Below are 24,773 nucleotides of genomic sequence, written 5' to 3'. Positions count from 1 at the left end.
CACTGCATCCCGCGAGCTACGGACCACCTCTCACCAGATGCGTCCGGAAGAAGGCCAGTGCGGCGGCGTTGAGCTGTTCGTGAAAGGCGGCGCGGTCGAACCCCGGTCTGTCGGTGCAGATGTCGGGACGCTTGTTCGCCAGATCCGGCGTGCAGGGCGGAAGGAATGCATAATGACCGGCATTCGGCACGAGATGATAGTCGGATCTGACCGGCAGGTCGCGCTCAATCAGTGAAACATAATCCAGCGTGACTTCGCCGCCCGTCTTGTCGTCTCCGCTCAGCGCCGACGCCCAAAGCTGGATCGGAATTTTTACGTCCTTCAGAGCCTCCCGGTCGAACAATGGACCGAAGGCGGGGTCGGCAACGACAAGGGCCTTGACGCGCGGGTCATGCGCCAATGCTTGTGCCGGGATCTCGCTTCGTCGCAGTTCGGCGCAGCTGGGTTTTGGAGAATTTTCCGGGCACAAGGCGATGGCCTTTCGCAGATCGGGATTGGCGCCCGCGACCACCAGGCCGGTATAGCCGCCCCTCGAAAAACCAAAGAACCCGACATGGTCACGGCCGAGCTTCGCATGATCGGACCATGCGGTGAGCATATGGTCGATCAATCTCGTGATGTCTGCGGGTCGCTCCGTCAATGCGGCGAGCGTGTCCGCACGGCTCATGTCGCCACCGCCGGCGTCGACGGGATGGTCGAGCGCGACGACGACGAACCCGGCATCGGCGAGCACCTCGGCCGTGTCATGATGGCCGATGAAGGATCCCCCATAGCCATGCGAGATCACGATCAATGGCAGCTTGTCACCTGAGACCGCACAGTCCCGCGTCGCAGGCAAAGTGATCGTGCGAAGTTTGACCTCGCCCACCTGCTCCTGGCACGGCGACCACACGGCCGCCTGGAATGCTGGCAAGCCAGCCTCGGCCGGCACCGTGATGAAGCGAAAGCCGGCCGCCTGGGCCAACGTCGTCATCAGACAGAGGGCGAATGCGAGTGTAAATCTGAGGAGGTGCATGCGTTGCTCTCGTTTGAGTTCTGCCGGAGTCTCTGTTTGGAGCGGATCGGTCTGCAGAATGGGGTTTGGCTGCGGCATCCTACGACCTGTGCGCGGCCATGGCTTACACGAACCTGACAAGAGTGCCTCTGCCCTCTCGATGCCTGCTCATCAGCGGTGCGGCAGCAGAGGCTGTCGATGTCAATCGAACGCGCGAGATTTGGTGCCATCTCAACGCTAGCGTGATGCGTAGTTCTTCGGTGTTCCTTTCGCGGAACGATCAGGCTATCGGAATCCGGCAATCGGGCTGAAGTCGCGGCGGTTCGTTCACCGTCGTTCCGACTTCACGGTACGGCATACCGGACTCAACCAGTTCCGACGGGAATTCAGCTTTCACCTGACACGGCGGCTCTCGATCTTTGATCGAGATGCCAGGGCGGCCGTTTCCCGTGGGGACTTATCGATGAGCGTGGCAATTGAGATCGTACAACTCCTGATACAATCTGCCGACAGTTGGCTTTTTGAAGGTAATCGTTCGGGTCTTAGCGATCGCGAATGGATGGCCTTGCGCTTTCTCGCTCGCGCAAACAAGTTTTCGCGGACGCCGACTGCTCTCGCCAGCTTTTTGGGCACGACCCGCAGCGCCGCATCGCAGATTGCCGCCGTACTGCTGAGCAAGGGACTGATGGTCCGCAAGCCATCTGCAGAGGATAAGCGCTCGATTTCGCTCTGCGTTACAAGTGAAGGCGAGAGGTTCCTGGAGCGCGATCCGATGAACGCCCTGCGCGATCAGCTTGTGGCCCTTGAGCTCCCCGATCAATCTCGGCTGCGCGATACACTTCGCCGCGTCCTGGTTGGGCTCGATGTTGCCAAGCGCCGTCACCGTAGTGACGTTTGCAGTGAATGCATGTTCCTGATCGAGAGCGGAGAGGGGAAGGACCGCCGTTTCAAGTGCCGGCTCTTTCGGAAATCCATAGCCCAAAAGGAGACGACCCTGCTTTGCGCCTATTTCGAGGGGCGGGGCTAAAGGGGCCAGCTTGCTACGTCCGCCGTCCCCGCCTTACGAGTGCACACCTGATTGGCTTACACGAACCTGACCGGTGACCAGTTCCGCTGGGTGCTTTTTTGCTGGCCGAGGCCTCCCGAATGCTGGAAAAGGGCGCAGAGGCGGCGCGAGCCGCGCGGTGATACACGGGACTTTGATGCGCCTTCTGATCGTCGAGGACAATGTCGAGCTGTCGCGGCTCGTGGCCGGCGGGCTGGCGGCAGCCGGCTATGAGAGCGACATCGTCGGAAGCGCCGCCGAGGCGCGCGAGGCCGTGAGCAGCGTCAGCTATGCCGCGATGATCCTCGACCTCGGCCTGCCCGACGGCGACGGTCTGTCGGTGCTGCGCGAGCTGCGCCTTAAGATGGAGCCGCTGCCGGTCCTGGTGCTGACCGCGCGCGGCGGCCTGCAGGACCGCGTCAGCGGCCTGCGCAGCGGCGCCGACGACTATCTCGCAAAGCCGTTCGCGATGGAGGAACTGGTGGCGCGGCTGGAGGCGATCCTGCGCCGGCCGGGCCAGCTGCTCGGACGCTCGCTGCGCCTTGCCAATCTCGTCTACGACACCGAGAGCCGCCAGATCTTCGTCGACGACCAGCCGCGGATCATCTCCGCGCGCGAGACCTCGGTGCTGGAGATCCTGCTGCGCCGGCAGGGGCGGGTGGTGCCGAAGAAGAACGTCGAGGACCACATCTTCGGGCTCGAAGGCGAGGTCGCCTCCAATGCGGTCGAGGTCTACGTCTCGCGGCTGCGCAAGCAGCTCACCGAGCACGGCGCCAAGGTGGTGATCCACACCGTTCGCGGCGTCGGCTATCTCATGGCCGAGGAAAAATAGCGTGGCTGCCGGCGGCCATGTCAGATCGCTCACGTTCAAATCGCTGATCTGGCGGATCGTCTTCCTGCACATCGTGGCGGTCGCGATGGTCGCGATCGTCCTGCCGCTGGTGCTGTTCTGGCTGCTCAACTCCGAGATTGACCAGTTGCACCGCGACGGCATGCGTGCCCAGGCCGAGGTGCTGGCGGAGCGCATCGTTGCCCAGCCGGACGGCTCGCTGACGTTCAACCTGCCCGACAGCCTGCGCGGGCTCTATTCGGACGCTTACGGCCGCTATCAATACGACATTCGCGACGGCGAAGGCCGGCTGCTGTTTTCCTCGCACCGGCGGGCCGGCGCCGCAGCTCTTCGGCCGTCCGAAACGATTTCCGGCGCTGGCGTCACTCGGATCATCGACGGCAAGATGGTACGCATCCGGGTCGCCGAGGATCTCGCGCATCGCGACGTCATCATCGACGACATCATTTCGAATTTCTTCCGGCGGGTCGGGTGGATCACCATCCCGATCCTTCTGGTCCTGCTCGCAACCGACATCATCATCTTCCGCCGCGCGATCGCGCCGCTGTGGAGGGCCTCGGAGGAGGCCAGCAATATCGGCCCGGCGCGCACCGACATCCGCCTGCCGACCAAGCAGATCCCGCGCGAGATCATGCCGCTCGTCACCGCCGTCAACCAGGCGCTCGACCGCCTCGAGGACGGCTTTCGGCTGCAGCGGCAGTTCACGGCCGACGCCGCGCATCAACTGCGCACGCCGCTCGCGATCCTGCGCACACGGATCGAGACGCTTGGCGACGGCGCCGCACGCCAGGCGCTGCATGCCGACATCGAAGCCATGAGCCGGATCGTCGCCCAGCTGCTGGAGATCGCCGAGCTCGACACGCTGGTGCTCGATCCCGGCGAGACCGCTGACTTGCGCGCCGTCTGCGCCGATGTGGTCGGCGCGATCGCCCCGCTCGCGATCGCGCAGCACAAGGAGATCGCGCTGCGGGGCAGCGACGCGCCGGTCATGATCCACGGCAATTCGGAGATGCTTCAGCGCGCAATCTTCAACCTCGCCGAAAACGCCATCAAGTTCACGGCCAGGGATACCGCCGTCGAGGTCGAGGTGGGCGAGGACGGCTCAGTGCGGGTGCGCGATTGCGGTCCGGGCATCGCCGAGGCCGAGCGCGAGCTGATCTTCCAGCGCTTCTGGCGCCGTGACCGCCAGCGCAGCGACGGCGCCGGCCTGGGGCTCTCGATCGTGCGCGGGGTCGCGGACGATCATGCGGCGACGGTCGCGGTGGAGAATCTCCCCGGCGGCGGCGCAGAGTTCACGCTGCGGTTTCGGCTGGCGGACGAGACAGTCTCTTTCCCTCTCCCCGTGTGGGAGAGGGTGGCTCGCCGCGATAGCGGCGAGACGGGTGAGGGTCTCGCTCCGCGAGTTCCCTTAGCCATGAAGTGCGCGGAAGCAACCCCTCATCCGGCGCCATAGCCGAAGCTTCGCTTCGGCGTTCTTAAGAACGGCGGCCGAAGGCCGCCTATGCCACCCTCTCCCACAAGGAGAGGAGGAAGAAAACAACCGCTATTTCAGCTTGCCGGTGGACCGATCCATGATCATGCGTGTGGCCAGATACAAACGCGGCACGATGCTGTTGAGCTGCACATATTCGGCATCGTTGGAGTGTGCACCGAAGCCTGACAGGCCCATGCCTTCCACCACGGCTCCTCTTGTCTTGAGCGCGGCAAACGCGGCGTCGGTGCCGCCGCCGGTCGCCTTCTCGTCGACCTTGAGGGACATTCCGAGCTCCTGATAGATCGTCTTGCCGTAGGCCGCCACGTGGCGCGAGGCCTCGTTGGCCTCCAACGGCGGGCGACGCACCTCGAACTTCAGGTCGACCTTGGAGTTGGGCAGCAGGCAATTCTTGATCTTGTCCTGAAGCGCCTTCTCCAACTCGTCGAAGTCGGCCACCTTGAGCGCACGCGCATCGGCCTGGGCCGTGGCGTCGGCAGGGATCACATTGCGATTAGTGCCGGATTTGGAGACCGTCCAGTTCAGCTTCAGGCCTTGCTCGGGCTTGGACAGGTCCTTCATCTGGAGCACCTGGTGCGAGAGCTCGTACAGCGCATTCACGCCGCCCTCAGGCCTTGCGCCGGCATGTGACGACTTGCCATGCACGGTGAGATAGGCCGAACCGATGCCGCTGGTGGCGAGGCGCAGAGTGCCGTCAGTCCCGCCGCCTTCGAACGAGAACACCACGTCCTGATCCTCGGCGAACCGGGTGATGGTGCTGCGCCAGCCGGGCGAGGAGATCTCCTCGTCGCCGTTCGTGAGCACCGTGAGCGTGCCGTAATCCTTGAAGCTCAGCTTCTGCAGCAATGCCACGGTATGGAGAATGAGCGCGACGCCCTGCTTGTCGTCGGCGATGCCGAGGCCGTAAGCCTTGTCGCCGTCGATGCGGAACGGCTGGTCCTTCAGCATGCCCTTCAGGTACACCGTGTCCATGTGGGCGATCAGCATGATCTTCTTGCTGCCCGTGCCCTTGAACACGGCGTGCACGGCAGGCCCGATCTTCTCAGGCGTGTCGTCGAGGCGATAGATGTCGGTGGGTTGCAGGATCTCCACCGTGCCGCCGAGCTGCCTGAGTTGGCCGGCAACGCGCTCAGCGATCTGGTTCAGGCCTTCGATGTCCTTGCTGCCGGATTCGATGTTGACGAGATCGCGCAGCGTGTCGAGCAGCGGCTGCTGCTCCTTTTGCGCCAGTGTATGGATATCGGCGATCGGCTCGGCCTGCGCCGTCGTGGCGGCACATGCCAGCCAGAGCGAGGCGATCAACGGGCCAACGAGCGATGGAACAGGGTGCAAGCGGGGCATGAGCGGCCATCCATGGGGTGGAGGATGGCCCGGTATGCCTGCGTTTCCGGTGCTTGTCACGCGCGCCGTCGTGCGTCATGCGCCGCTTGAGCGGAGCATGACGGCGAGTGTCGTCCCCGCTATTTCTGCGGTGGTCCCAAATCCAGCGGCGGCAGCTCGATCTGTGGCACCTCGATCTTGATCGTGTTGGGGTCGATGTTGGTCTGGACGCCCTTGTAGTGCATCACCATCGCGGGGAACGCGATCACCAGACCGACCATGATGACCTGGATGACGACGAACGGGACCGCACCCCAATAGATCTGGCCCGTGGTGACAGGGTCCATCCGCTTGCCGGTGACGCGATCGGTGTATCGCTCCTTCGGCGCGACCGATCGGAGATAGAACAGGGCGAAGCCGAACGGCGGATGCATGAACGAGGTCTGCATGTTGACGCCGAGGATGACGCCGAACCAGATCAGGTCGATGCCGAGGTGCTCGGCGGCAGGTCCGAGCAGCGGGATCACGATGAAGGCCAGCTCGAAGAAGTCGAGGAAGAAGGCCAGCACGAAGACGAAGGCGTTGACGAAGATCAGGAAGCCGACCTGGCCGCCGGGCAGGGAGGTGAGCAGGTGCTCGACCCAGACGTGCCCGTTGACGCCGTAGAAGGTCAGCGAGAACACGCGGGCGCCGACCAGGATGAACACGACGAAAGCCGACAGCTTGGCGGTCGATTCCGTGGCCTGCCGGATCAAGTCCCAGCTCAGCCGCCGCTTCGCGGCACCGAGGATGAGGGCGCCGGCGGCACCCATCGCGCCGCCTTCGGTCGGGGTCGCGATGCCGATGAAGATCGTGCCCAGCACCAGGAAGATCAGGAACAGCGGCGGCACCATGACGAAAGTGGTCTGCTGCGCCATCTTCGAGAGGAAACGGAAGCCGGTGAGCTTGTCGATGACCCAGTTCACCACGGCGACGACGAATGCGAAGATGATGCCGTAGAACATGCTGAGCACGACGTAATCGGCGCCATGCACGCTCGAATCGCGCATCATGAACCAGCCGAACACGCCGCTGGCGAGGAACAGCACGCCGAGCGAACCGAGGCCGCGGCTGCCACTCTCCTCGCGGAAGCCGATGGCCTCCTTCGGCAGGCCCGGCGTGGCCTTCGGGAAGATCACGCTGACGAGGAAGGCGTAGGCGGCGTAGAGGCCGGCGAGCACGAGGCCCGGGATGAAGGCGCCCTCGTACATGTCGCCGACGGATTTGCCGAGCTGGTCGGCCATCACGATCAGAACGAGCGAGGGCGGAATGATCTGCGCGAGCGTGCCGGACGCGGCGATGACGCCGGCTGCCACGCGGCGGTCATAGCCATAGCGCAGCATGATCGGGAGCGAGATCAGACCCATTGAGATCACGGAGGCGGCGACCACGCCCGTCGTCGCGGCAAGCAGCGCGCCGACGAAGATCACGGCATAGGCAAGGCCGCCGCGGATGGTACCGAACAGTTGGCCGATGGTGTCGAGCAGGTCCTCGGCCATGCCCGACCGCTCCAGCACCAGTCCCATGAAGGTGAAGAACGGAATGGCGAGCAGCGTGTCGTTGTTCATCACGCCATAGACCCGCTCCGGAAGGGCCTGAAGGAAGTCCGGGCGGAACTCGCCGAGCTCGATGCCGACTACGGCGTAGAACAGGCCGACAGCGCCGAGCGAGAATGCTGCGGGATAGCCGAGCAGCAGCATGACGACCAGCGACGCGAACATGATGGGCGCCATATTGGCGATGATAAACGCGGTCATAATTCCCCCTAAACCGTCGCCAACGGCTACTTCTTCTCGATCGCTTCGACGAGATGCTCGACTTCCGCCTCCAGCGCCGACACCTGGGATTCATGCGGGTCCGGCATCATTCCGCGCATGACCGCAATTCGCTTGATCAGCTCGGAGATGCCTTGAACGAGCAGCAAAGCGAACCCGATCATGATCAGGGATTTGGCGGGCCATTGCGGCAGACCGCCGGCATTGCCGGATTGTTCGTTGATCTGGAACGAGCGCTCGAAGAACGGCACGCCCGTGATGATCATGACGATGCACAGCGGAATGAGGAAGAACAGATGACCGATCACGTCGATGACATTGCGGGCCGTCTTCGGCAGCGCATTGTTCACGATGTCGATGCGGATGTGTTCGTTATCGAGCAGCGTCCAGGGCGAGCACAGCAGGAAGACGATGCTGAACAGCACCCATTGCAGCTCGAGCCACGAATTGGACGACGTGTCGAACGTCTTGCGGACGATCGCATTGACCGCCGAAATGATGACGGCGACCACGATCAACCACGCCAGGCGTTTGCCCGTCCAGCGCGTGAACGCGTCAATTCCTCGGCTCAGCTTTCAGGAGCGCTTGCAACGATAGGTCCTCCCCCGATTGTGCCCCGGCCGTCTTGACTGCGCCGAGTTGGCGCGTGGCTTGTCTCGCCGCGCAGGCATAAGGCAGCCGCACCAAACCAGCGGGCGTGCCGCCAGTCAATTGGAAGTTTGTTGATAGTTAAGGGGAATAACACCCGCGAGCAGGTTAAGGACTACCCGCCGGTGACGCTCATGTGCCTGGAGACGCTGGGACGGTCGTGGCGGCGGTCGATGATGAAGTCGTGGCCCTTGGGCTTCAGCCCGATCGCGCGGTCGATCGCATCCGCAAGCAGCACATCCTCGTTCGATGCACGCAGAGGTTTGCGTAAATCCGAGGCATCCTCGTGGCCGAGGCAGGTGTGCAGCGTTCCCGTGCAGGTGATGCGCACCCGGTTGCAGGATTCGCAGAAATTATGGGTCATCGGCGTGATGAAGCCGAGCTTGCCGCCGGTCTCGGCGACACTGACATAGCGCGCCGGTCCGCCCGTGGTCTCGGCCAGATCCGTCAGCGTGAATTGCTGGGCGAGGCGGGCGCGCACCAGCGACAACGGCAGATATTGGTCGATCCGTCCCGATCCGATCTCGCCCATCGGCATCACCTCGATCAGCGTCAGGCCCATGCCGTTGCCGTGGGCCCAGCGCATCAGCTCGGGCAGTTCGTCTTCGTTGAGGTTCTTCAGCGCCACCGCGTTGATCTTCACGCTGAGCCCTGCGGCGCGTGCGGCTTCGATGCCTTCCAGAACCTTGTCGATCTCGCCCCAGCGGGTGATCTCGCGAAACTTCCGCGGATCGAGCGTGTCGAGCGAGACGTTGATGCGGCGGACGCCGCAATCGGCAAGCTCGCTCGCATGTTTCGCAAGCTGGGTGCCGTTGGTGGTCAGCGTCAGCTCGTTCAGGGCGCCGCTGGAAAGATGCCGCGACAGCGAGCGCACCAGCGTCATCACGTTGCGGCGGACCAAGGGCTCGCCGCCGGTGAGCCGCAGCTTCTTCACGCCCTTGGCGATGAAGGCCGAGCAGAGCCGGTCGAGTTCCTCAAGTGTCAGCAGGTCCGCCTTGGGCAGGAACGTCATGTCCTCCGACATGCAATAGAAGCAGCGCAAGTCGCAGCGGTCGGTGACGGAGACGCGCAAATAGCTGATGGTCCGCCCGAACGGATCGGTCATGGGGCTCGACAGCGCGGCGAGGGGACTCGCGGAAGATCCGTTCATACGGGAGGCCTTGTCACTTTCGGCGACTCGCGCACCGATGCTTAGCGGTGCTTGGGAAGCAATCTAAGCATCGCGCTGGCCGAGGACAATCGGGTTGGATACGTAAGGTCAGCGCTTGCCCGCGTTCGGATCGGGGAAGGGCGAGGCCGCGGTCTGTGCGGCATCCGCCGGGGCTGCGGCAGCGGCCGGTTTCGGCTTCTTCGGCCGGTGCGGCTTGCGGACCGGTTTGGGCGGAGTGGCCGGCTGGAGCTCCGCGAACACCGGATTCGGGTCGGTGGTCACCGAGGCGGGCGTGGTGAAATCGCCGGGATTCTTGATCACGTTCACCGGCACGTTCGCCACCTGGTACTTGGCCAGCGCGAAAGCGACCGTAAACGGAGCATCGGGGGCGGGAACCGAGACGGAGCAGGGGGTCTTGCAGCCCGGACCGAGCGAGGTTGTGGCGTCAGCCCCCGGAGGACTTGATTCGAGCCTGACCTGGACGGTCGGCGGGGCCGATTTGAACATGTCCCAGGACATCGAGGAGCAGCCACCAAGGCTCGCTCCTGCTAACGCAATCGCGATGACACGACGCATGACCACCCATTTCTGCGACGAACCGCCACCTACCCCAGCCGGACCTTAGGAGTGTCGTTTGGGGCAGGCAACCGGCGGGCTGCGCATAGGTAATAGATGGTTAATGCGGGGTTCTGCGGAATAATATAGCTTAATCAGTGGCTTGCGGGAGTCCGGGTATTCATCAGGCTGTGCGCTGCGGCGGGCAGGTCGCGCATGTGATGGATCAGCCGGTCCGGCTTCAGTTCGGCGATCGGCACGTCCGTATAGCCGAAGCTGACCCCGATGACGGGCACGCCGGCCCGCCGGGCGACGCCAACGTCGGTTCCGGCGTCACCGACCATGATGGAGGCTCTGACCTCTCCGCCGGCGCGGGCCACGGTCTCGCGGAAAATGGTCGGATCGGGCTTCTGGACGCCAAACGTGTCGGCGCCGCAGATCGCCGCAAAGCGGCGACTGAGGTCGAGCTGGTCCAAAAGCCGCTGCGACAGCCATTCCAGCTTGTTGGTGCAGACCGCGAGGCGGTGGCCCTGGGCGGCTAAATGGTCGAGCGCGGCCTCGAGTTCCCTCGAAGGGGCGGGATTCGACTGCGATATGGTCGGCATAATAGGCGATGAAATCGGCGGTCATCCGGTTCATGTTTGCGGGGGTGACGGTGCGACCCTCGGCCTCCAGGCCCCGCTCGATCAGCTTGCGGGCGCCGGCGCCGATCATGTTGCGGGCCGAGGCCATCGGCACGGGCGGCAGCCCTTCGCGGTCGAGCACGTGATTCAGCGCGGTGATCAGGTCGGGCGCCGTATCCACAAGCGTGCCGTCGAGATCGAAGACGATGGTGTGAGGGGAGGTCATGGGCGAAGCGCTACCGGCGCGGTCGCGTCGAAGCAAGGGGCGGGGCCATAATATCGGCTTATAGACCTGTTCCCAGACCCTGTTCTCCGGGGAAAAACGAGGCTACATAGGCCGCCGCAACCGGCCACACCGGCGGCACATTCTCGATCCAAAGGCGGGCGCAAACGTGAACATGGACCAGTTGAAGCGGCAGGCTGCAGCGCGCGCCCTCGAGGAAGTGCGCGACGGCATGCAGCTCGGGCTCGGCACCGGCTCGACTGCAAAACATTTCGTCGAGCTGCTCGGCGAGCGCGTTGCCGCCGGGCTCAAGGTGATCGGCGTGCCGACCTCGGAGGCGACGCGCGCGGACGCGATGCGTTGCGGCGTGCCGCTGACCACGCTGGACGAGATCGACCATCTCGACATCGCCGTCGACGGCGCCGACGAGATCGATCCCGAACTCAATTTGATCAAGGGCGGTGGCGGCGCGCTGCTGCGCGAGAAGATCGTGGCGGCCGCCTCGGATCGCATGATCGTGATTGCCGACGACAGCAAATGGGTGCCGGCGCTCGGCAAGTTTCCGCTGCCGGTCGAGGTCATCCCGTTCGGGCTTGGCGCGACGCGCCGCGCGATCGAGAAGGCATTTGCGGACTGCGGCGTTTCCGGGCAAATGGCGGTCCGCAAGGCCAAGGACGGCCACGTTTTCGTCACTGACGGCGGCCACTGGATCGTCGATGCCCAGCTCGGACGTATTGTGGATCCACCCAGTCTCGCCAAGGCGTTGAGCGCCATCCCCGGTGTGGTCGAGCATGGATTGTTCATCGGCCTGGCCAGCTCGGCCGTTCTGGCGGGCGGTGAGGGAATCCGCGTGATTGAACGGCGAAAGCCCTAAGGAGACTAGGAATGAAGAGCGTTTTGAAATTGTTGCCGGCCGCGACCCTTGCTGTGGGGCTGGCCCTCTCGGTCGCCCCGGCTGTGGCCCAGCAGGGCGCGCCTAAGGCTGCGGCGCCGGCCCAGCCGAAGGCCTCGCCGGCGGCGATTGCCGCGGCCAGGGAGATCCTGCAGATCAAGAACGCGACCGCGATGTATCAAGGCGCCGTGCCCGGCCTCGTCGAGAAGACCAAGATCGCGCTGACGCAGCAGAACCTCAACTACCAGAAGGACCTCAACGAGGTCGCGCCGATCGTGGCCCAGCAGCTCGCCGGCCGCCAGAACGAGATCGGCGAAGGCATGGCGCAGATCTATGCCAGCGAGTTCACCGAGCAGGAGCTGAAGGACCTCGTCACCTTCTACAAGTCGCCGCTGGGTAAAAAGCTGATCGAGGCCGAGCCGCGCGCCATCGGCCTCAGCATGGCCTTCATGAACTCCTGGGCCCAGAACTTCTCCGAAACCGTGATGGGAGCCTTCCGCGCCGAGATGCGCAAGCGTGGCAAGGAGATCTGATCGATACTATCTGATCAGAAATCGCTGAAAGGGGTCGGAGTGGACAATGGCTGAATTCGACGTCGACCTCTTCGTCATCGGTGGCGGCTCGGGCGGCGTGCGTGCCGCCCGCATCGCGGCCGGTCACGGCGCCCGCGTGACGATCGCGGAAGAGTACCGCATGGGCGGCACCTGCGTGATCCGCGGCTGCGTGCCGAAGAAGCTGTTCGTGATCGGCTCGCATGTCCGTCACGAACTTGAGGATGCCGCCGGCTTCGGCTGGACCGTCCCGCCCGCCAGCTTCGACTGGCCGACGCTGATCGCCAACAAGGACAAGGAGATCGCGCGGCTGGAGGCGGCCTACACCGCAAACGTCGAGAAGTCGGGCGCGCAGATCGTCAAGAGCCGCGCGGCGATCGAGGACGCGCACACCGTCCGCCTGCTCGAGAACGACAGGAAGATCACGGCGAAATACATCCTGATCGCCACCGGCGGCGCGCCGAACCACGGCGCAGCAATTCCCGGCATCGAGCACGTGATCTCCTCCAACGAGGCGTTCCATCTTGCGAGGCTGCCGAAGCGGATCGTGATCCAGGGCGGCGGCTACATCGCGCTGGAATTCGCCGGCATCTTCGCCGGCTTCGGCTCCGACGTCACCGTGATCTATCGCGGCGACAACATCCTTCGCGGTTTTGACGAGGATGTTCGGACCCATGTTCGTGCCGAGATGGAGAAGCAGGGCATCACCATTCTCACCGGCTGCACCGTGACCAAGGTCGACCGCCACGGCGAGGAATTCACCACCCATCTGTCGAACGGATCGAGCCTCGCCTCCGAGCAGGTGATGTTCGCGATCGGCCGCCATCCCAACGTCGCCAATCTCGGGCTGGAGAATGCCGGCGTCGTCATCAATCCGAGGAATGGCGGCATCGCGGTCGATCATTTCTCGAAGAGCTCGGTCGACAGCATCTATGCGATCGGCGACGTCACCCACCGCTTCAACCTGACGCCGGTCGCGATCCGCGAGGGCCATGCCTTCGCCGACACGGTGTTCGGCAAGCGTGAGGTCAGGGTCGATCACGCCAACATTCCGACCGCCGTGTTCTCGCAGCCGGAAGTCGGCACCGTCGGCCTCACGGAAACCGAGGCGCGAGCGCAGTACAGCCACGTCGACATCTACAAGACGACGTTCCGCCCCATCAAGGCGACGATGTCGGGCCGCGACACGCGCGTGCTGATGAAGCTCGTCGTCGACGGGGCCACCGACCGCGTGCTCGGCTGCCACATCGTCGGCGATGCCGCCGCCGAGATCACCCAGGCGGTCGCGATCGCCGTGAAGATGAAGGCGACCAAGGCCGATTTCGACGCCACGATCGCGCTGCATCCGACCGCGGCCGAAGAGCTCGTCACCATGCGCTCGCCGACCGCACGCCACGTGCGCCAGGCGGCGGAGTAGCCTTTCACCCGTGCGGCCTTGACGGTTTTGAGGGCTTGACGTTTTGAGGCCTTGACGCGTTGTTCATGTTTTGTTCTTATGCTGCAACCATGATGGGAGGCAGCGATGGACAACCGCATCAACGAAATCCGCAGAACCATTCGAGCGCTTCGTGTCAGCATGCTCGAGGCCGAAGCCATCATGCGTGAGCAAGTTGACCGGGACGAGGACTGCAGCTTCGTTGCGCAGGAAATCCTCAAGATGCGTTCGGTCATGAGCTTGCTCGTCAAGGAGCGTACAACGCTCGGCGATGACGAGCCGATCCTCGTCAACTGCCTCTACGTGCGGCGGCGCCGGCCGCCCCGACAGTCATCGGCTGATCGTCTCCCGGAGTCGGGTAATATGCCTCCGCAACGCGTGGCGGCGGGAATCTGACAGGAGCAGGACGACCGTCATTCGAACGACTGACGGGCAGCCCGTTCAGGTTTGCCGGACGGACTGTCCGCCCATTTCGCCATGTCCATCGTTCGCACGTCGATGCCTTCGCACCAGAGGCAGCTGAGCTCCGCGCGGCCCTTTGCCGAAAGCATTGGGACAAGTCCGTGGCCGCAGCCGGAGCAAGACGTGACATGATTCATGCGGTTCTCCACGATACCCGAATTCGGGACGACATTTCGTTGCCGAAGCTTGCGTGGGCGTTATGACGGAGCAGGAACGCTTCCGATCGGAGTGCTCGTGCCTGAGATCGTCGAGGCTGCGATCCAGCGCCGCCCTTAGACGTTCATTTACCCTTCAGAGCTGGAACCCATACATGAGTTACATCTCTTAACTCGACACGGTTAGGTTGCGCTCGATATTTGGGTGCACATCATGGGCCGCTTCGTTCTTTTCACATGTATGGCGTTCGTCACGACCTTCGTAGGCATCTCCTGGGCGATGCGTGGCTTTCCCATGACCGTCGCTTCCTCTTCGCCGGTCGGCCAGTTGAAGCCGACACTCACGGCCTCGTTTGGCGACGAGAGTGCCAAGGCCTATGAACGCAAGGCGTGGGAAGCCAAGCACACCCTGCAAAGCGACAAGGATCCGCAACTCGATGCGCTGCGGATGAACGCGCTGCAGGCAGGCACCGCCTACGCGATGTCGCCATGCGACAGGACGATGAAAGCGAACCTCATCGCGGCCACGTCGGCCTATGCGCGGGGCTACATGAAGATTTTCGACTGCCCAAATCCGGCACTGGCGATGTTCTGTAGCGAAAAGAAGCGCGATCAGGCCAACGCTGCGTACTCGACGCCGCTGGACGTTCGCGTCCAGGCGCAGCTCGCCGAGGCGTTTGAACAAAAAGGTATCGTCGAGGACGATTTTCCGGAGGATATCCGCCTCACGGTGCTCCAGTTTGCCGGGCCCGGCCTGTGGTCCGATCCGTCTCCTGTATGCCTGCCGAAGCAACGTGGGACGAACGCAAGATGAGCCGTGCCTGGTTCATCCTCTGGGCCCTCGTCGTCTATCAGGTCGCCGCATGGGCATTCGCACCGCAAAAGTCACCTCAGCCCGCACCTCCAATCGACGGTCCGGGCTACGGGTCCAACGAGGCGATCTTCGTGGAAGGGAGGGTAAGCAAGCGCCGTGCGGTCGCGCGGGCATTGGAGCGCCCCTATGGATCGCGCTGCGCCGGCGAGGGGCGGAAGCAGTTCATCAGCTCCGTCGGCGAATATTACTACCATCGTCAGAACGAGGCCGAACGTTATCCTGAAACCTTTGGCAAACCCGGTGCGGACTACATCGCCAGGCAATGGTCGACCGGCGAGGACAAGCGCATCGATCGCCTGACGCAGGAAGCTTATGCCCAGGGCTATCTGCAACCGTCGGACTTTGGCGCCGTAGCGCGCAAGGCAGTCGAAACCGTCGTCAGGAGCGAGCGCGTCACGGTTCGGTCCTGCGCCAGCTGAAATCGGCGGAACGGCCTCCCATCCTGCGTTGTATTACAAGCACGAGCCGTCATCCTTCGAGGCTCGGCTTGCGATGCGTTCGCATCGCAAGCCTCACGCCTCAGGATGACGGTTCGGTAACGGTGCCGCGCGGCTCGGCCTGCTCGCCGCAACGAGTGGAACCCGATGCGGCGGCTGGTCGCAGTCGCATCGCCTTGATTCCGACAGACCGGTCTTTATGTGTCGGTGAACAAGAATCCGGGCCCCTCTGGCGAGGACGCCGACGATGTCGGCAAACCTCGTGATGTCGGATGACCTGTCCCGCGCGAATGCGATGGATCGGCCGATCGCCGGGCCTTCTTCGGTTCTCTCCGACCAGTCGCTCCATCGCAGCTCCGTGCGGCCATTTCGCAAGATCGAGGAGCAACGATGTCTGACGCCAAGCATTCAAATCCGAACGAGATCGAGATCGCGGATCCGTCCAGCCTGAATGAGCAGGCTGCGGCGGCGCTGGTCATTGCCGGCGCGCTGGTCGCCGTGGCCGACCGGCGCGTTTCGCCGGTCGAGCGCGACGAAGTGATCCGCTTCATCCGGGATCGCGGATTGGCACCTCATATCGACGACGAAAGGCTGCTTGCGATGTTCGACGCACTCGCCGAACGACTCGAGGAGCCGGATTTTGCCAACGTCGTGATCGAAACGCTGCGGCCGGTATCGGACATGCCGCTGTCGTCTCATCTGATGGAGTTGTCGGAGCGCGTCGCGGCCGCCGACGAAGACGTCCATCCCCATGAGGTGCAGGCGATCAAGCTGTTGCGCCTGCTGACGCTGGCGCTGCCGCGTGCAAAGCGGGTCGCACCGGCCGCGGCCCGCGCTGTCGCCGAGGAATGAGCATGTCCACTGCCTCGGACCAGCGTACGACGGGAGCCGAGGGTGCTGCCAGCCAGATGGCCGGCGGCGACCCGCGCCTCGACAAACTCGTCAATTGCATGCCGCCGCGCGTGGGCGACACCGTCACCTATCTGCTCAAGCCGTCGAGCCGCTGGGTCAGGATCCCCTCGGGCGCGCTGCTCGTCGTCGGCGGCGTGTTCTCCTTCCTGCCGATACTGGGTGTCTGGATGCTGCCACTCGGCCTCGCGCTGCTTGCGGAGGACGTGCCTGCGTTGCGCTCCTCACGTTCGAAGGTCCTGGACTGGGTCGAGCGGAAGAAGCCGCAATGGCTCGATCCGTCCGCATCGAAGCATGATCGATCATGACTGAACTCATCACCACCGAGGCGCTGGCCGCGCTGCTCCAGGTCGTCCTGATCGACCTCGTGCTGGCCGGCGACAACGCCGTCGTCATCGGCCTTGCCGCGGCAGGGCTGCCGGCCGAGCAGCGCCGGCGCGCCATCGTGGTCGGCATCGTCGCCGCTACTGCGCTCCGCATCGTCTTCGCCGGCGTTGCGACCCAGCTCCTGCAAGTGATCGGCCTCCTGCTCGCCGGCGGCGTGCTGCTGCTCTGGGTCTGCTGGAAGATGTGGCGCGAGCTGCGCGAGCGGGCCGCACATTCGCGTCAGCTTGCGTTCAGCCATGGCGGCGGCGCGAGCGACGCAGCTGCGCCGCATAAGACTTTCGGGCAGGCTGCCTTGCAAATCGTCGCCGCCGACGTCTCGATGTCGCTCGACAACGTGCTCGCGGTCGCGGGCGCCGCGCGCGAGCATCCCTACATCCTTGCGTTCGGCCTGCTATTGTCGGTGGCGATGATGGGCGTTGCCGCAGACCTGCTCGGCCGCGTGCTGCAGAAGCAGCGCTGGATCGCCTATGTCGGTCTCGCCATCATCGTTTACGTCGCCTTCGAGATGATCTATCGCGGCTCGCTCGAGCTCGCGCCTGTCATCGCGAGTCTCTGAGGCGCATTCCCTGTCTCACTCCGGAGTGATCAATGACGTCTGAAACCAAAGCACTTTCGGCGCATTCCGCGCCAGCGCCGCAGATCGGTCCGTTTGCGCAGCTCATCTTTGGCTCGCGCTGGCTGCAAGTGCCGCTCTATGTCGGCCTGATCATCGCGCAAGGCGTTTATGTGCTGCTGTTCCTGAAAGAGCTCTGGCACCTGGTCGCGCACTCGTTCGACGCCAGTGAGCAGCAGATCATGCTGGTCGTGCTCGGGCTGATCGACGTCGTCATGATCTCGAACCTGCTGGTGATGGTGATCGTCGGCGGCTACGAGACCTTCGTCTCCCGGCTGAACCTGACCGGTCATCCCGACGAGCCGGAATGGCTGAGCCACGTCAATGCCAGCGTGCTCAAGATCAAGCTGGCGATGGCGATCATCGGCATCTCCTCGATCTCGCTGCTCAGGACCTTCATCGAGGCGGGCAATCTCGGCACGACGCGCAGCAATTTCACCGAGAGCGGCGTGATGTGGCAGGTGCTGATCCACCTGACCTTCATCATCTCGGCGATCGGCATCGCCTGGGTCGACCGCCTCAGCGAGAGCGGCCATCGCAAGGAGGCACGCCACGGCTGATGGACCTGGCCGTCTGATACCTCCCGAGCGGCCAAGCCTGAAGCCCGCCTGATCGCGCGATCAGGCGGGCTCTCTTTTCCGGATCGATAAAATTGTCTGCAATCCGCACAGCAGCGGCAAACCCTGCGCACAAGAAACGTGCGGCCTTAAACCTCGACTTTGGAACCCGCGTGCATCCTGCCGGCAAAAGGGCAGGGCATCCGCATGTCTATTCTCAGGGAGATCGTCGCTGCGATCGCAGGGGTGTACGCGCTCCTGTTCGTCTGCGACGCATTGTTCGGGGTCGGCGAGGCACGCTTCGACGACGCCTATTTCCGCGCCAGCTTCTACGCGCCGCGGCCGAAGGAATTTCGCTTTGCGAGCGATACGCCGCCGGCGGTGCGTGTCAGCGACGCATTTGCGCAATTTGCGCCGGGCGAAGCCAGGCCGAACAGACGTTACTCGTCGCTGACGACGATCATCCGTTAGTGAATGTTGGAAGTACGCCCGTCGTTTGTTCGGGGTCCACCTCTCCCCGGCGGGGAGAGGTCGGATTGCGCCTGGCGATGCGAAGCATCGTCCAGTGCAATCCGGGTGAGGGGCCGCAGCATTCGGTGAGACTATAACCCCTCACCCGGATCGCATCTTTCGATGCGATCCGACCTCTCCCTACGGGAGAGGTGAACCCTCGGCTCGCATTGATTCAGTCCGGCTTCAGCGCACCCTCACTCGCCCTGGATCCATTCGGCGACGCCGCGCCACAGCGTATTGCGGTGATCGGGGCGGAAGAAGCCGAAATGGCCGATGGCCTTGGCGCCGACGTCGGACGGTTTGACCGTCAACACCTCCGGCTTGATCGCGGTGAACCCGCTGGTGAGCAACTCGACCGCGGGGCGCGTCGCCCAGGGATCGTCCGAGAAGCACAGCGCGCGCAATTCGCCCTTGAACCTCGCAAAGTTCTCCAGCGCCGGCAGCCGTGAATTCGAAGAGATAGCGGGGGCTCGAGACCCACTGGGCCCATTGCAGGAAAACGCCCTTGGGCAAGTCCTCGCCAATGCCGACCCAGCCGGGCGCGTAGCCCAGCGCGTGGACCAGCGGCACACCGACAAAATTCATGAAGGCGAAGACGCGATATTTCTCCGGCGAGGTCATCAGCCGCCAGGTCGCCGCCTGCGAAGCCACGAAGGCGGCGCGCGAGATGTCCGTGTTGTTGGCGATCAGTCCGAGCGCCTGGCCGCCGAAGGAATGGCCGACATAGGCAAGGGGCAGGGTGTGGTAGCGCTCGCGCATCCAGCGCACCGCGGCGGTGACGTCGAGAGCGGCCCAGTCGGACATCGAGGCCTTGAAGCCGACCAGCGATTTCGGCCGGTTGTAGCCGACCACCGGCTGCCGGGAATTGCCGATGCCGCGATAGTCGTAGGTCAGGACGGCGCAGCCGCGATGGGCGAGATAGGAGGCGAAGCCGCGGTAGATTTTTCGCGGGACGGCGGTGGCGGAGTTGATCAGCACGGCATGGCGCTTGGCGCCGCGCGGCAGAAACAGGGTGCCGGTCAGTGCATACCCGTCGGTCGCCGGGAAGCTGATCTCGTCGATGAAAACGTCGTCCAGTGCCGCGTCCATGGGCAGAAGGTGTCCTGCCGGTTTACTTACCAGTTTTCTTGCCGTTCCCAGCAAATGCGAATTTGGCTTTGCCCGCAAGGGTTTGCAATGCGGAATGGATTTACAACTGGCGGGGCGGCGCCAGCCTGTGTATAAGGCGGCCCTCGCAACCCACAGATCAGGTTGCACTTTTTGCTTCACGGAGAGATTGCGATGTCCGAGCGGTGGACGCCCGAGTCCTGGCGCAGCAAGCCGGTGCTACAGGTGCCCGATTATCCCGACGCCAAGGCTTTGGCCGACGTCGAGGCGCAGCTTGCGACCTTTCCGCCGCTGGTGTTCGCGGGCGAAGCGCGCAACCTGAAGAAGGCCTTAGCGCGGGTTGCGGCCGGCGAGGCCTTCCTGCTCCAGGGCGGCGACTGCGCCGAGAGCTTTGCCGAGCATGGCGCCAACAACATCCGCGACTTCTTCCGCGTGCTGCTTCAGATGGCGGTGGTGCTCACTTACGCCGGCGCCGTCCCCGTGGTGAAAGTCGGCCGCATCGCCGGCCAGTTCGCAAAGCCGCGGTCGTCGCCGACCGAGAATGTGAACGGCGTCGAGCTGCCGAGCTATCGCGGCGACATCGTCAACGACATCGCCTTCACCAAGGAAGCGCGCGTGCCGGATCCGCAGCGCCAGCTGATGGCCTATCGCCAGTCGGCCGCGACGCTGAACCTGCTCCGCGCCTTCGCCACCGGCGGCTACGCCAATCTCGGCAGCGTGCACCAATGGATGCTCGGCTTCCTGAAGGATAGCCCGCAGTCCCGCCGCTACAAGGAATTGGCCGACCGCATCTCGGACGCGCTGAATTTCATGCGCGCCTGTGGCCTCGACCTCGAGGCCCACCCCGAGCTGCGCGCCACCGATTTCTACACCAGCCATGAGGCGCTGCTGCTCGGCTACGAGCAGGCCCTGACCCGCGTCGATTCCACCACCGGCGACTGGTACGCGACCTCGGGCCACATGATCTGGATCGGCGACCGCACCCGCCAGCTCGATCACGGCCACATCGAATATTTCCGCGGCATCAAGAACCCGATCGGGCTCAAATGCGGCCCGTCGCTCAAGCCCGACGAATTGCTCAAGTTGATCGACGTGCTCAACCCCGACAACGAGCCCGGCCGGCTGACGCTGATCGGCCGCTTCGGCGCCGACAAGGTCGCCGAGCATCTGCCCAACATGATCCGCGCCGTGCAGCGCGAGGGCAGGGTTGTGGTCTGGTCGTGCGATCCCATGCACGGCAACACCATCACCTCGACGTCAGGCTACAAGACGCGCCCCTTCGACCGCATCCTGTCCGAGGTGAAATCGTTCTTCGCGATCCACGGCGCCGAAGGCACCCATGCCGGCGGCGTGCATCTGGAGATGACCGGCCAGGACGTCACCGAATGCCTCGGTGGCGCCCGCGCCATCACCGACGAGGATCTCAACGACCGCTACCACACGGTCTGCGATCCCCGTCTCAATGCCGAGCAATCCATCGACATGGCTTTCCTGATCGCCGAGCTGCTGAAGCAGGAACGCGCCGGCAAGACCAAGCCGATGCCGGCCGCAGCGGGGCTCTAAGATCTTGCTGCGGATCTGGAAGGCCACGATCAATTCCCGGAACGGTCTGGCCTTTGCGTTTCGATCGGAGCAGGCCGTCCGCGAGGAGATTTTTGCGCTCCTGCTGTCGCTGCCGCTGGCCTGGTTCATCGGCGCGACCGCGATGCGCGCGGTCGAGCTGGTCTGTGCGGTCGCGTTCGTGCTGGTGGTCGAGCTGCTCAACACCGCGATCGAAAAACTCGCCGACCGCCTCACCATGGACCACGACAAGCAGATCGGCCGGGTCAAGGACATGGGCTCGGCCGCAGTCGGCGTTGCGCTGCTGATGGCCGGCGCGTTCTGGATCTTTGCGCTCGTCGAGCGATTGGGTTTCGTCTAGCCCGGAGAATATCCATTGAGCGTGGGAATCCGAGGCTCCTCCTTCACCTCTCCCCAACGGGGAGAGGTCGATTTGCGCCTCGCGATGCGCAGCATCGTCGAGCGTAAATCGGGTGAGGGGGAGCAGGTCCCACGAGAGACCGTAACCCCTCACCCGGATTGCCCTGGGCATGCTTCGCATCGCCAGGTGCAATCCGACCTCTCCCTTTGGGAGAGGTGACAGCGAGCGCGCCCATGACCGAACGTCTCAACGCATTCGCGGTCACGCTCGCCCAGCTCAATCCGACCGTGGGCGATATCGAGGGCAACGCCGCCAAGGCGCGGGCGGCGCGCGCGCGAGCCGCCGCCGACGGCGCCGATCTCGTGCTGTTTCCGGAACTGTTCATCGCCGGCTATCCGCCGGAGGACCTGGTGCAGAAGCCGGCGTTCCAGGCCGCCTGCCGCGCGGCGATCGAGGCGCTGGCGCGCGAGACGGCGGACGGTGGTCCGGCGATGCTGGTCGGCACGCCCTGGGTCGAGGAGGGCAGGCTTTACAATGCCTGTGCGCTGATCGATGGCGGCCGTATCTCCGCGCTGCGCTTCAAGTGCAATCTGCCGAACTACGGCGTGTTCGATGAGAAGCGGCTGTTTTCGCAGGGCCCTGCCGCCGGCCCTGTGACGGTGCGCGGCGTGCGCATCGGCGTGCCGATCTGCGAGGACATCTGGCTGGAAGAATCCGAGGACTACGAGAACGTGGTCGAGACACTGGCGGAGACTGGCGCCGAGATCATCCTGGTGCCGAACGGCTCGCCTTACGCCCGCGACAAGAACGACGTTCGCTTGTCGGTCGCGGTGGCGCGGGTCACCGAAAGCGGGCTGCCGCTGGTTTATCTCAATCAGGTCTGCGGCCAGGACGAGCTGGTGTTCGACGGTGCTTCCTTCGTGCTCAACGGGGACCTCTCACTCGCGGCGCAACTGCCGGCGTTCGAAGAGAGCATCGTCACGCTGCGCTTCACCAGAAATGGTGACGACTGGCGCTGCGCGGGGCCAGTCGCCGAGCAACCCGAGGGTGACAAGGCCGATTACGCCGCCTGCGTGCTGGGCCTCCGCGATTACGTCGCCAAGAATGGCTTTCCGGGCGTACTGCTCGGTATCTCCGGCGGCATCGATTCCGCGCTCTGCGCCGCGATCGCGGTCGATGCGCTCGGCGCCGATCAGGTGCATGGCGTGATGCTGCCTTATCGCTACACCGCACCACACTCGGTTGCGGATGCCGGCGAGCTCGCAGGCCATCTCGGCATCCGCTACGAGGTTTTGCCGATCGCGGAAGCCGTCAACGGGTTCGAGACCATCCTGTCCGGCATCTTCAAGAACCTGCCGCCTGACATCACCGAGGAGAATCTCCAGTCCCGCACCCGCGGCACGCTCTTGATGGCGATCTCCAACAAGACCGGCTTGATGGTGGTGACGACAGGCAACAAGTCCGAAATGTCGGTCGGCTACGCCACGCTGTATGGCGACATGAACGGCGGCTTCAATCCGATCAAGGACATCTATAAGACGCAGGTGTTTCGGCTGGCGGCACTGCGCAATTCCTGGAAGCCGGAAGGCGCGCTCGGGCCGGTTGGCGAGATCATTCCGCCCGATATCATCACGCGGCCGCCGACCGCGGAGTTGCGCGAGAACCAGCGGGATGAGGACTCGCTGCCGCCTTACGACGTGCTCGATGCCATCCTGGAACGCCTGGTCGAACGCGAGGAGCCGCTTGATCAAATCATCGCGGCCGGCTTCGACCGCGAGACCGTCACCCGCATCGACCATCTCCTCAACGTAGCCGAATACAAGCGCCGCCAAGCCGCACCCGGCGTGAAGGTGACACCTAAGAATTTCGGCCGCGACCGCCGCTATCCCATCACCAACCGCTTTCGTGACAAGGGCGAGCCGTTGCCGGTGCCCGACGAGACGCTGGTCTCGCGCGGCAGCCGCGCTTCGATTGACGCGTTCGAGGGTTAGCATCGGAGAGAGACGGGCAGTCTCGCTACAATACTCCGCGGCGGACATTGTAGAAACCGACTCCTCCCGCGGAGTACTGGATGCCCCGCCTTCGCGGGGCATGACAGTGAGAACTCGGATTGCCGCTACGACGGGGTTGCGAAGAAGAGCACCCGAAGGAAGTGGGTGTATTCGGATTCGAGCACCATGATCGACACGAATACCAAGACCGCGACCGGCGGCAGCAGGATGGCATAGGCCAGGGCCAGTCGCTCCCAGGCCATGTGCATGAAGACGGCGACGATCAGGCCGGCCTTCAACACCATGAACAGCAGGATCAGCGACCATCTGAGATAGCCATGTAGGCCAAAGTAATCGACGAGGTAGGAGCACGTGCTGAGGACGAACAACCAGCCCCACACCACGAGGTAGAGCTTGATCGGGTGCTGTTGACCCTTGGCGTGAACGGCTCCCGTTGCGATTGCGCTATGCACCGGAGCGTGAAGCTGTCCTTCCATGTGTACCGCCGCGTTTGTCATGCGCCGACCTCACCAAAGATAGAAGAATGCAAAGATGAACACCCACACGAGATCGACGAAGTGCCAGTACAGGCCCATGATCTCGACGATCTCGTAGTACCCCTTGCGGCTCGTGAAGAAACCGCGCCTCTCGACGTCGAAGTCGCCGCGAAAGACCTTCCGCGCAATGGCGATCAGGAAGATCACACCGATCGTCACATGGGTGCCGTGAAACCCGGTGATCATGAAGAAGCTCGCACCAAACTGCGGGGCACCCCATGGATTGCCCCAGGGCCGAACGCCCTCCATGATCAGCTTGGTCCATTCGAAGGCCTGCATTCCAACGAAGGTTGCGCCGAAAGCTGCCGTGGCCAGCATTAAGGCCGCGGTTCTGACGCGATCGCGGCGGTAGCCGAAATTGACGGCCATCGCCATCGTGCCGCTGCTGCTGATCAGGATAAACGTCATGATGGCGATCAGGATCAGCGGAATGTGCCTGCCAGCGATGTTGAGAGCGAAGACCTCGCTGGGATTGGGCCAGGGCACGGTCGTCGACATCCGCGCCGTCATGTAGGAGAGCAGGAAGCAACTGAAGATGAAGGTGTCGCTGAGGAGGAAGATCCACATCATGGCCTTGCCCCAGGACACGTTCTTGAAGGCGCGCTGATCGGACGCCCAGTCGGCGGCGATGCCGCGCCAGCCTTCAAGCCGCGCAGGCGATTGGCCCGGATTTGTCAGCATGGTCGCAGCCATCTGGT

The 24,773-nt window shown here is 63.8% G+C and carries 25 protein-coding genes and 2 pseudogenes; 17 read left to right on the top strand and 10 right to left on the bottom strand.

Going from position 1 to position 24,773, the window contains the following annotated elements:
- Positions 1-16: 16 nt before the first annotated feature.
- Positions 17-1,093 carry an alpha/beta hydrolase family protein gene (locus tag ACSKB8_RS35665; protein ID WP_438109195.1) on the bottom strand — a complete coding sequence of 359 codons (1,077 nt, stop codon included), beginning with the start codon at positions 1,091-1,093 and terminating at the stop codon, positions 17-19.
- Positions 1,094-1,457: 364 nt separating this feature from the next.
- Here ACSKB8_RS35665 and ACSKB8_RS35660 point away from each other — a divergent pair, with 364 nt between their 5' ends.
- The 3 genes from ACSKB8_RS35660 (at position 1,458) to ACSKB8_RS35650 (ending at position 4,342) form a co-directional block, all read left to right on the top strand.
- On the top strand, positions 1,458-2,021 hold the full coding sequence (locus ACSKB8_RS35660) for a MarR family winged helix-turn-helix transcriptional regulator (RefSeq protein WP_438109194.1): 564 nt from the start codon (positions 1,458-1,460) through the stop codon (positions 2,019-2,021).
- A 175-nt stretch (positions 2,022-2,196) separates the two neighbouring features.
- Entirely contained in the window at positions 2,197-2,871 is a 675-nt protein-coding gene (locus ACSKB8_RS35655) for a response regulator transcription factor (RefSeq protein WP_438109192.1), read from the top strand.
- A gap of 1 nt (position 2,872) precedes the next feature.
- Positions 2,873-4,342, top strand: coding sequence for a sensor histidine kinase (locus ACSKB8_RS35650; protein WP_438109190.1), 1,470 nt, complete (start codon positions 2,873-2,875; stop codon positions 4,340-4,342).
- 90 nt (positions 4,343-4,432) lie between these two features.
- Here ACSKB8_RS35650 and ACSKB8_RS35645 read toward each other — a convergent pair whose 3' ends face one another.
- The 6 genes and pseudogenes from ACSKB8_RS35645 to gph form a co-directional block, all read right to left on the bottom strand.
- Positions 4,433-5,722: a M20/M25/M40 family metallo-hydrolase gene (locus ACSKB8_RS35645; protein ID WP_438109188.1), complete on the bottom strand. Its 1,290-nt coding sequence runs from the start codon at positions 5,720-5,722 to the stop codon at positions 4,433-4,435.
- A gap of 119 nt (positions 5,723-5,841) precedes the next feature.
- A complete protein-coding gene (locus ACSKB8_RS35640) occupies positions 5,842-7,497 on the bottom strand; it encodes a TRAP transporter large permease (RefSeq protein ID WP_370986694.1) in 1,656 nt (551 codons plus the stop codon).
- Between the two features lie 26 nt (positions 7,498-7,523).
- A pseudogene (locus ACSKB8_RS35635) lies at positions 7,524-8,106 on the bottom strand (TRAP transporter small permease subunit).
- Between the two features lie 172 nt (positions 8,107-8,278).
- Positions 8,279-9,313 (bottom strand): GTP 3',8-cyclase MoaA, encoded by a 1,035-nt coding sequence (gene moaA / locus ACSKB8_RS35630; RefSeq protein ID WP_438109187.1) that lies wholly within the window; start codon positions 9,311-9,313, stop codon positions 8,279-8,281.
- A 108-nt stretch (positions 9,314-9,421) separates the two neighbouring features.
- Positions 9,422-9,889 carry a hypothetical protein gene (locus ACSKB8_RS35625; RefSeq protein WP_438109185.1) on the bottom strand — a complete coding sequence of 156 codons (468 nt, stop codon included), beginning with the start codon at positions 9,887-9,889 and terminating at the stop codon, positions 9,422-9,424.
- 134 nt (positions 9,890-10,023) lie between these two features.
- Positions 10,024-10,717, bottom strand: a pseudogene (gene gph / locus ACSKB8_RS35620) (phosphoglycolate phosphatase).
- A gap of 166 nt (positions 10,718-10,883) precedes the next feature.
- On the opposite strand from gph, the gene rpiA reads away from it, so the two are divergent.
- From rpiA to ACSKB8_RS35565, 11 genes are all read left to right on the top strand, one after another.
- A complete protein-coding gene (gene rpiA, locus ACSKB8_RS35615; RefSeq protein ID WP_438109184.1) occupies positions 10,884-11,588 on the top strand; it encodes a ribose-5-phosphate isomerase RpiA in 705 nt (234 codons plus the stop codon).
- A gap of 11 nt (positions 11,589-11,599) precedes the next feature.
- A complete protein-coding gene (locus ACSKB8_RS35610; protein ID WP_091888746.1) occupies positions 11,600-12,139 on the top strand; it encodes a DUF2059 domain-containing protein in 540 nt (179 codons plus the stop codon).
- A 46-nt stretch (positions 12,140-12,185) separates the two neighbouring features.
- The gene (gene gor, locus ACSKB8_RS35605) at positions 12,186-13,574 is read left to right on the top strand and encodes a glutathione-disulfide reductase (RefSeq protein ID WP_438109182.1); all 1,389 of its coding nucleotides are present in this window, start codon (positions 12,186-12,188) and stop codon (positions 13,572-13,574) included.
- Between the two features lie 105 nt (positions 13,575-13,679).
- Positions 13,680-13,988, top strand: coding sequence for a hypothetical protein (locus ACSKB8_RS35600; RefSeq protein WP_438109180.1), 309 nt, complete (start codon positions 13,680-13,682; stop codon positions 13,986-13,988).
- A gap of 435 nt (positions 13,989-14,423) precedes the next feature.
- A complete protein-coding gene (locus ACSKB8_RS35595) occupies positions 14,424-15,023 on the top strand; it encodes a hypothetical protein (protein ID WP_438109178.1) in 600 nt (199 codons plus the stop codon).
- On the top strand, positions 15,020-15,502 hold the full coding sequence (locus ACSKB8_RS35590) for a hypothetical protein (RefSeq protein WP_438109176.1): 483 nt from the start codon (positions 15,020-15,022) through the stop codon (positions 15,500-15,502). Before ACSKB8_RS35595 ends, ACSKB8_RS35590 begins: the two co-directional genes overlap by 4 nt.
- 408 nt (positions 15,503-15,910) lie before the next feature.
- Entirely contained in the window at positions 15,911-16,372 is a 462-nt protein-coding gene (locus ACSKB8_RS35585; protein WP_438109174.1) for a TerB family tellurite resistance protein, read from the top strand.
- A gap of 2 nt (positions 16,373-16,374) precedes the next feature.
- Complete coding sequence (locus ACSKB8_RS35580) at positions 16,375-16,737, top strand: hypothetical protein (RefSeq protein ID WP_438109172.1); 363 nt, start codon at positions 16,375-16,377, stop codon at positions 16,735-16,737.
- Positions 16,734-17,372, top strand: coding sequence for a TerC family protein (locus tag ACSKB8_RS35575; RefSeq protein WP_091888734.1), 639 nt, complete (start codon positions 16,734-16,736; stop codon positions 17,370-17,372). The genes ACSKB8_RS35580 and ACSKB8_RS35575 overlap by 4 nt, the downstream gene beginning before the upstream one ends.
- A 32-nt stretch (positions 17,373-17,404) precedes the next feature.
- The gene (locus ACSKB8_RS35570) at positions 17,405-17,989 is read left to right on the top strand and encodes a TIGR00645 family protein (RefSeq protein WP_091888732.1); all 585 of its coding nucleotides are present in this window, start codon (positions 17,405-17,407) and stop codon (positions 17,987-17,989) included.
- Positions 17,990-18,193: 204 nt separating this feature from the next.
- Positions 18,194-18,457, top strand: a complete 264-nt coding sequence (locus ACSKB8_RS35565) for a hypothetical protein (RefSeq protein WP_370986710.1) — start codon at positions 18,194-18,196, stop codon at positions 18,455-18,457.
- A 225-nt stretch (positions 18,458-18,682) separates the two neighbouring features.
- Here ACSKB8_RS35565 and ACSKB8_RS35560 read toward each other — a convergent pair whose 3' ends face one another.
- Positions 18,683-19,588, bottom strand: a complete 906-nt coding sequence (locus tag ACSKB8_RS35560; protein WP_438109169.1) for an alpha/beta hydrolase family protein — start codon at positions 19,586-19,588, stop codon at positions 18,683-18,685.
- A 192-nt stretch (positions 19,589-19,780) separates the two neighbouring features.
- On the opposite strand from ACSKB8_RS35560, the gene ACSKB8_RS35555 reads away from it, so the two are divergent.
- From ACSKB8_RS35555 to ACSKB8_RS35545, 3 genes are all read left to right on the top strand, one after another.
- The gene (locus ACSKB8_RS35555) at positions 19,781-21,169 is read left to right on the top strand and encodes a class II 3-deoxy-7-phosphoheptulonate synthase (protein WP_438109167.1); all 1,389 of its coding nucleotides are present in this window, start codon (positions 19,781-19,783) and stop codon (positions 21,167-21,169) included.
- 4 nt (positions 21,170-21,173) lie between these two features.
- Positions 21,174-21,527 carry a diacylglycerol kinase gene (locus ACSKB8_RS35550; RefSeq protein ID WP_128934485.1) on the top strand — a complete coding sequence of 118 codons (354 nt, stop codon included), beginning with the start codon at positions 21,174-21,176 and terminating at the stop codon, positions 21,525-21,527.
- 233 nt (positions 21,528-21,760) lie between these two features.
- Complete coding sequence (locus tag ACSKB8_RS35545) at positions 21,761-23,518, top strand: NAD+ synthase (protein ID WP_438109165.1); 1,758 nt, start codon at positions 21,761-21,763, stop codon at positions 23,516-23,518.
- 125 nt (positions 23,519-23,643) lie between these two features.
- Here the strand turns inward: ACSKB8_RS35545 and ACSKB8_RS35540 are convergent, their stop codons facing one another.
- Together ACSKB8_RS35540 and ACSKB8_RS35535 are read right to left on the bottom strand one after the other, a co-directional pair.
- Entirely contained in the window at positions 23,644-24,036 is a 393-nt protein-coding gene (locus tag ACSKB8_RS35540) for a cytochrome C oxidase subunit IV family protein (RefSeq protein WP_438109164.1), read from the bottom strand.
- Between the two features lie 9 nt (positions 24,037-24,045).
- Complete coding sequence (locus ACSKB8_RS35535) at positions 24,046-24,768, bottom strand: heme-copper oxidase subunit III family protein (RefSeq protein ID WP_438109162.1); 723 nt, start codon at positions 24,766-24,768, stop codon at positions 24,046-24,048.
- Positions 24,769-24,773 lie beyond the last annotated feature (5 nt).

Source organism: Bradyrhizobium sp. BR 1432, from assembly GCF_051547705.1.
Lineage (GTDB): Bacteria > Pseudomonadota > Alphaproteobacteria > Rhizobiales > Xanthobacteraceae > Bradyrhizobium > Bradyrhizobium zhanjiangense.
This window is presented reverse-complemented; position numbering and strand designations above follow the sequence as displayed.